A 6,676-nucleotide genomic window follows, 5' to 3' on the forward strand; every position below is an offset into this window, starting at 1 on the left:
GGGTCGCCCTCTCCATTTCATATTCGAGACAAGAGAAAGACCCATGAGCCAAACACCCTGGTGGCAGAGTGCCGTGATTTACCAGATTTACCCCAAGAGCTTTCAGGATTCCGCGGCCCGTGGCACCGGCGATCTCAAGGGGATCATGGCCCGCCTCGACTATCTCAAGACCTTGGGCGTCGATGCCCTCTGGCTGACTCCCGTTTACGTCTCCCCGCAGGTGGACAACGGCTACGACATCGCCGACTACCTTGCCATCGACCCCGCCTACGGCACCATGGCAGATTTTGAGGCGCTGCTGGCCGCCGCCCACGCGCACGACATCCGCATCGTGATGGATATCGTGGTCAACCACACCTCCACCGAGCACGCCTGGTTCAAGTCGGCGCTGGGGGATAAAAACAGCCCTTACCGCGACTACTACATCTGGCGCGATCCGGTGGATGGCGGCGTACCCAACAACTGGCAATCCAAGTTTGGTGGCAGCGCCTGGGAGCTGGATCCCGCCACCGGTCAGTACTACCTGCACCTGTTTGCCCGCGAGCAGGCGGATCTCAACTGGGAAAATCCGGCGGTGCGCGCCGAGGTGAAAAACATCATCCACTTCTGGGCGAAGAAGGGGGTGGACGGTTTCCGGCTCGACGTCATCAACCTTATTTCCAAGGATCAGGCGTTCCCGAGCGACGACAGTGGCGATGGCCGCCGTTTCTACACCGACGGGCCGCGCATCCACGAATTCCTGCAGGATGTGAGCCGCGATGTCTTCGCCCCGGTGGGGGCCATGACGGTGGGGGAGATGTCCTCTACTTCGCTGGAGCACTGCCAGCGCTATGGCGCGCTGGACGGCTCCGAGCTCTCCATGGTGTTCAACTTCCACCACCTCAAGGTGGATTACCCCAACGGCGACAAGTGGACGAAAGCACCGTTCGATTTCCTCGAACTCAAGCGCATCTTCAACCACTGGCAGAGCGGTATGCACGGCAAGGGGTGGTCGGCGCTGTTCTGGTGCAATCACGACCAACCGCGCATCGTCTCCCGCTTCGGTGACGAGGGTGAGCATAGGGTGGTCGCCGCCAAGATGCTGGCCAGCACGCTGCATGGCCTGCAAGGCACCCCCTACATCTATCAGGGGGAGGAGATAGGCATGACCAACCCCGGCTATCAGCACATCAACGACTATCAGGATGTGGAGAGCCGCAACATCTTCGCCATCAAGCAGGCGGAAGGGATGAGCGAGGCCGAGATCCTCGCCATTCTCGGCGCCAAGTCCCGCGACAACTCGCGCACGCCGATGCAGTGGAGCGCCGCCCCCAACGCCGGTTTTACGGCAGGCAATCCGTGGCTCAAACCTGCCGCCAACTATCCCGAGATCAACGCCGAGGCGGCGCTGGCCGACCAGCACTCGGTGTTCTGGCACTATCGGGATATTATCGCCCTTCGCAAGGCGCACCCCATCTTCACTCAGGGGGATTATCAGGAACTGCTGACCGGGCACCCGCAGATCTGGGCTTATGCCCGCCGAGCCAACGGTCAGACCCTGCTGGTGGTGAGCAACTTCTACGGCGAGCCGGTGGAGTTTACCTTGCCTGCCGAGCTGCAAGGCGGGCAAGGTCGCCTGCTGCTCGGTAACTACCCGGATAGCCCGGCCCAACCGCAATCGGGTATGCTGCGCCCTTATGAATCCCTGATCTGGCTGATGGAGTAGGCGATGACGAAAGTGGTGCGCGGTGCCGAGTGGCAGAAGATGGTGGCGGGGGAGCCCTATGACGCGGGCGATCCCGAGCTCAAAGCGGCACGTGAGCGCTGCCGAAGGCTTTATCACACCTTCAACACCTGCTGGCAGGAGAAACCAGCGCGGGATGCTTTGCTGCACGAGCTGCTCGGTGGTCGCGGCCAGGAGTGCGCCATCAACCCGCCGTTCTTCTGCGACTATGGCGCCAATATCTTCGTCGGCGAGAACTTCTACGCCAACGTCAATTGCACCATCCTTGACGTCTGTGAGGTGCACATCGGCGACAACGTGCTGCTGGCGCCCGGGGTGCAGATCTACACCGCCGCTCACCCGGTGGCGGTGGCGCCACGTATCAAGGGTGTCGAGTTCGGCAAGCCGGTGCGGATCGGTCACAACGTCTGGATTGGCGGCAGCGTCGTCATCTGCCCCGGCGTCACTATCGGTGACAACAGCGTTATAGGCGCAGGCTCGGTGGTGACCAAAGATGTGCCCGCCAATGTGGTGGCGGCCGGCAACCCTTGCAAGGTGCTTCGGCCGATGACGGCACAGGAGCTTGAAGGCGTCATCCAGCGGTGAACAGGGGCCATGAATGCTATTGCTATCTGATTGATAGAAAAGCAACTGTCAGATTGTTTTGCATTCAGGGCTTATGTTCGGGGCCGTTTGGTCGATACTGTTGAGTGCAGGAGGAACCCTATGGATATATCAAGTTCTGCAAATGCGTCGTTTGGTTCTGCTCTGATGACGGCCAGTCTGGCCAAGAAACAGCAGACCCAAGAGGGCGAAGCTGCGCTGAAGCTGCTGCAAAACGCAGCACAATCAGCGCCGGTTGCACCGACATCGGCCAGCGCTTCTCTGGGAAGCAAGATCGATATTCGCGTCTGACCCTAATGAAAAAGCCCCCATCTCGCGATGGGGGCTTTTTTATCTCTGCGATTTGCGGGATCAGACCGGGAAAGGAGCTGGCGCCTCGAAGGTCATCCGCTCGCCACTGCGGGGGTGGCTGATGGTCAGGCTGGCCGCATGAAGGTAGAGATGGGGCGCTGCCGCCAGCGCATCCGGATGGGCATAGAGGTTGTCACCCAGGATCGGGTGCCCCAGCTCCAGCATATGGACGCGCAGCTGGTGGGAGCGACCTGTGATGGGGGTCAGCTTGATCAGACTGTTGCCGTTCTCCACCTTCAGTTTCTGCCACAGGGTCAGAGCGTGACGCCCCTCCTCGTGATCCACCTTCTGTTTCGGGCGGTTGGGCCAGTCGACGCAGAGCGGCAGGTCAACCTGACCCGACTCTGCTTCCGGCTCGCCCCACACCCAAGCGAGGTAGTGCTTCTCTGTCTCCCGCTCGCGAAATTGTCGGCTCAGCTCCCGGTGAGAGTTGGGATTGAGGGGAATGACAATGACGCCAGTGGTGGACATGTCGAGGCGATGAGCTGCCGCCGCTTTGGGGTGTTGCTGTTTCACCCGATGCAGGACGCTGTCTTCATTCTCGGGGCCGCGCCCGGGGACGCTTAGCAGGCCAGTGGGCTTGTTGACCACCATGATGTCCTTGTCCTTGAACAGGATATCGAGCCAGGGTTCCAGAGGCGGTGAGTATTCAAACATAAATGTCTCGCATCAGAAGGTGGGGGCAAGCCCCCATCAGTTATGGGTAACCATGACAAAGCGGCCTTGGCTATCCAGTTTGAGCTGGGTCTGGCCGCTGTCGGTCGGTACCTTGTCAGTTATGGGTGACCACGATAAAGCGGATGGCATCCAGCTTGAGTTGGGTCTGATCGATCAGGTGGTGCAATTCTGCCTGCAGAGTGCGCAGATAATCCAGCTCGCTGTCGCGCACGTTCGGGTTGACTGCCTTGAGCGCTTCCAGACGATCCAGATCCTGCTGCAGGGTCTGCGCCATCTGGGCGCGGGCCTTGTCGACAATCCCGGCTTTCAGCTCTTCGGCAATGGCCTGGCCCTTGCCAATCAGACCGTGGATCACCGGTTGGGATGCCGTCACCAGCTTGCTGCCGAGGTGGCGATTGACCGGCGTCAGCTGGCGGTTGAAGGCATCGAACGCCACTTTCTCACCCAGATTCTGGCCGTTCTTGTCCATCAGCAGACGGATCGGCGTCGGCGGCATGAAGCGGTAGAGCTGGGGATGGGCCGCAGACTCGGCAACGAAGATCAGCTCAAGCAGGATGGAGCCGATGGGTAGCGCCTTGTTCTTGAGCAGTGCCACCGAGGTTGCACCGATCTCGGAGCCCAGGATCAGGTCGATACCGCCGCGCATCATGGGGTGATCCCAGGAGAGCAGCGCCATGTCATCCCGTGACAGAGCGGTGTTGCGATCGAAGGTGATGGTCATGCCGTCTTGCGGCAAGCCCGGGAAGCTGGAGACCAGCATGTGATCCCCGGGGGTCAGCACCAGCGCGTTCTCGCCACGGTCATCCTGATTGACGCCGATCTCGTCGAACATCTTGAGGGCGAAGGAGATCATGCCGGTGTCGTCATCTTCGGCGGCCAGCTTGTCGACCAGCTGCTGGGCGGCGGCGCCACCGCTGGAGTGGATCTCCAGCAGGCGATCGCGACCCTGCTCCAGTCGAGCCTTGAGCGGCTCGTGCAGTTCGCGGGTCTTGACCAGCAGGGCGTCGAGGGCTGCCTGATCGCCGGTGTTGGCGGCCAGCAGCTCGAACAGCTCTTCACGTACCGCTTCGAATACCGGGCGGGCCGTCGGGCAGGTCTGCTCGAACGCATCGAGGCCATCGTGATACCAGAGCTGCAGGGCGCGCTGGGAGGTACCCTCCAGATAGGGAACATGGATCTCGACGGTATTCTGCTGACCGATACGATCCAGTCGGCCGATACGCTGTTCCAGCAGATCCGGGTTGAGAGGCAGATCGAACAGCACCAGATGGCTGGCAAACTGGAAGTTGCGACCCTCTGAGCCGATCTCGGAGCAGAGCAGCACCTGGGCGCCACCCTCTTGCTGGGCGAAATAGGCGGAGGCCTTGTCCCGCTCAAGGATCGACATCCCTTCGTGGAACACGGCACCACGGATCCCTTCACGGGTACGCAGCGCCTCTTCCAGCGCGATGGCGGTCGCTGCTTCGGAGCAGATCACCAGCACCTTCTGCTGACGGGCAGAGAGCAGCAGCTCCAGCAACCATTCGACACGGGGGTCGAACTGGGTCCAGGTGGCGTTGTCGCCTTCGAACTGCTGGAAGATCTTCTCGGGATAGAGGTAGCGCAGGGCGCGGGTCTGCAGATCGCCACCGTTGCCACCCATCATGCCCATCACCTTGATGGCAGTCTTGTACTGCTCCGGCAGCGGCATGGGGTAGACGTTGAGGTGACGCTCGGGGAAGCCCTGAATATTGGCGCGGCTGTTGCGGAACAGCACTCGGCCGGTGCCATGCTGGTCCAGCAGCTTGGCGACCGCCTGCTGGCGGGCGGCGGCATCGCTCAAGTCCAACCCTTCCAGCTGGCTGGCGAGGGTCTGTCTGGCTTCATCGCTCAGGGTCTCGCCATCCAGCAGCTCTTGCGCTGCGCTGGCGACCTGACCATAGGCCTGCTCCTCGGCGAGGAAGGCCTCGTAGTCGTAGAAACGCTCGGGATCGAGCAGGCGCAGACGGGCAAAATGGCTCTGGTGGCCTAGCTGATCCGGGGTGGCGGTCAGCAGCAGCACGCCCGGCACCTGTTCGGCCAGCGCTTCCACCATCTCATAGGCACGGCTCGGCGCCTCTTCACTCCACTCCAGATGGTGGGCTTCGTCGACAACCAGCAGATCCCACTCGGCCTCCAGCACCTGCTCGAAGCGACGACGCTTCTTGCGCAGGAAGTCGAGGCTGCAGATCACCAGCTGTTCGGTCTCGAAGGGGTTCTCCGCATCGGCAAACGCCTCGATGCAGCGCTCCTCATCAAACAGGGAGAAGTGCAGGTTGAAGCGGCGCAGCATTTCGACCAGCCATTGGTGCTGCAAGGTTTCGGGCAGCAGAATGAGTACGCGATGGGCGCGGCCGGAGAGCAGTTGCTGATGAATGATCATGCCCGCTTCGATGGTCTTGCCCAGACCCACCTCGTCAGCCAGCAATACACGCGGAGCGTAGCGGTGACCCACTTCATGGGCAATATAGAGCTGGTGCGGGATCAGGCTGACCCGGCCACCGGCCAGACCACGAGTCGGGTTGCGACGACGTTGGTGCTGGTTGATCAGCGCTTCGTAGCGCAGGGTGAAGCGGGACATCCGATCGATCTGACCGGCGAACAGGCGATCCTGCGGCTTGTTGAACTTGATAAAGTTGTTGAGAAACACTTCTTTGAGGGCAACGGGCTCATCATTGTCGGTGCGCACACCTACATATATAAGCAGGCCGTCTTTCTCCTGCACTTCGTCGACCGTCATGGTCCAGTCTTCGTGACTGGTGATCTGATCGCCCACATTGAAGCTGACCCGGGTGACCGGCGCCTCTTCTTTGGCATACATGCGGTTTTCACCGGTAGCCGGAAACAACAGGGTAACCATGCGTCCTTCAACAGCAACGACAGTCCCCAACCCCAGATCCGTCTCTGTATCACTAATCCAACGCTGGCCAAGTGCAAAAGGCATTAAACTCTCCAAAGCCCAAGAGTGTGTGAATCGCAAAGGGGCGCTATGTTACCCGAAGGCGTGACCTCGATCACCATGCATATAGATGTAGAGAGACCAAATTGCCACAGCCTTGATCTGCTACCACTGCAACGCCATCTAGAGGATAGCGAGCGCGTCAAACGAGTGTGTTATTGCAGGATAAATGTGCTTTTTGGGTGATTAGTGAACGGTTGAACCAAAAATGCGAATTTTATTCGAAAAGACCCTTGCCAGCGTGATCCAGATCTCTATAATGCGCCACATCGACAGGGCAAGCGGCAACGCAAACAACCTCGTCGATAACCTCGAAAAGCCTTTGAAAATAAGGCTTGACTCGA

Annotated in this window: 5 protein-coding genes; 3 read left to right on the plus strand and 2 right to left on the minus strand. The window is 60.2% G+C overall.

What is annotated here, in order from left to right; translation table 11 throughout:
* Positions 1-43 precede the first annotated feature (43 nt).
* From treC to AB5Y82_RS02515, 3 genes are all read left to right on the plus strand, one after another.
* Positions 44-1,705, plus strand: coding sequence for an alpha,alpha-phosphotrehalase (gene treC / locus AB5Y82_RS02505; protein ID WP_368173608.1), 1,662 nt, complete (start codon positions 44-46; stop codon positions 1,703-1,705).
* Positions 1,706-1,708: 3 nt separating this feature from the next.
* Positions 1,709-2,308 (plus strand): sugar O-acetyltransferase, encoded by a 600-nt coding sequence (locus AB5Y82_RS02510; RefSeq protein WP_368173609.1) that lies wholly within the window; start codon positions 1,709-1,711, stop codon positions 2,306-2,308.
* Positions 2,309-2,428: 120 nt separating this feature from the next.
* Complete coding sequence (locus AB5Y82_RS02515) at positions 2,429-2,617, plus strand: hypothetical protein (RefSeq protein WP_005336040.1); 189 nt, start codon at positions 2,429-2,431, stop codon at positions 2,615-2,617.
* A 60-nt stretch (positions 2,618-2,677) separates the two neighbouring features.
* Here AB5Y82_RS02515 and rluA read toward each other — a convergent pair whose 3' ends face one another.
* The gene (rluA, locus tag AB5Y82_RS02520) at positions 2,678-3,334 is read right to left on the minus strand and encodes a bifunctional tRNA pseudouridine(32) synthase/23S rRNA pseudouridine(746) synthase RluA (RefSeq protein ID WP_069528708.1); all 657 of its coding nucleotides are present in this window, start codon (positions 3,332-3,334) and stop codon (positions 2,678-2,680) included.
* 115 nt (positions 3,335-3,449) lie between these two features.
* Positions 3,450-6,317 (minus strand): RNA polymerase-associated protein RapA, encoded by a 2,868-nt coding sequence (gene rapA, locus AB5Y82_RS02525; protein WP_368173610.1) that lies wholly within the window; start codon positions 6,315-6,317, stop codon positions 3,450-3,452.
* Between the last annotated feature and the right edge of the window lie 359 nt (positions 6,318-6,676).

The sequence above is a fragment of the Aeromonas sp. s13 genome (genome assembly GCF_040907905.1).
GTDB lineage: Bacteria > Pseudomonadota > Gammaproteobacteria > Enterobacterales > Aeromonadaceae > Aeromonas > Aeromonas veronii.